The organism is Bartonella sp. TT110JLCBS, assembly GCF_042193405.1.
In the GTDB taxonomy this organism is placed as follows: domain Bacteria; phylum Pseudomonadota; class Alphaproteobacteria; order Rhizobiales; family Rhizobiaceae; genus Bartonella.
In genome coordinates, this window is record NZ_JBHILT010000323.1 from 1 (window position 1) to 533 (window position 533).

A 533-nucleotide genomic window follows, 5' to 3' on the forward strand; every position below is an offset into this window, starting at 1 on the left:
ACCTATTCTTGCGGCTTGTCAAATGGTTGTTTAAGTTACTTTGATTTTCTTCTTTTCTAAGTCTTTCATTTTCGCGATTTCATTTTGGTTTCACTTATTTTTTTCATTACGCAGGTTCGTTTAGTGCGGCACTAAAAGCACAGTTATAACCTTAAAAATCAAATGGTTTATTTTTGTGACAGTTCGAACGTCACACTACTTTCGTCGCCGCTACATCTCGTACTTCGGCAAACCGTCAAGAGATGGCGCAGCGGAATTAAAAATAATTAACCCGGCTCAAATTTCAGCTCGTAATTCAAACACCGTAAATCTGATAAAAAAAAGGAACATTTTGCATCCAAAACGAACGTCGTAGCTTGAACCGTTCGCGAGATATTCGGCCGCCATTTTGAAAATTTTTGCCACGTCATAACTCGAGAACCGGAAGTGATAGCGCCATTTTGTAAAATTTGCCTTGTAGTGCTCTCGAAGACGAACATTTTGACACCAAAAAGAACGTCGTAGCTTGAACCGTTCGCGAGATATTCACGAAA

Annotated in this window: 1 protein-coding gene; it reads right to left on the bottom strand. The window is 39.4% G+C overall.

Translation table 11 applies throughout. The features are described from left to right. Nucleotides 1-266: 266 nt before the first annotated feature. A partial coding sequence (locus ACFILW_RS11130; RefSeq protein ID WP_375685869.1) for a hypothetical protein occupies nucleotides 267-533 on the bottom strand: 267 nt, incomplete at its 5' end.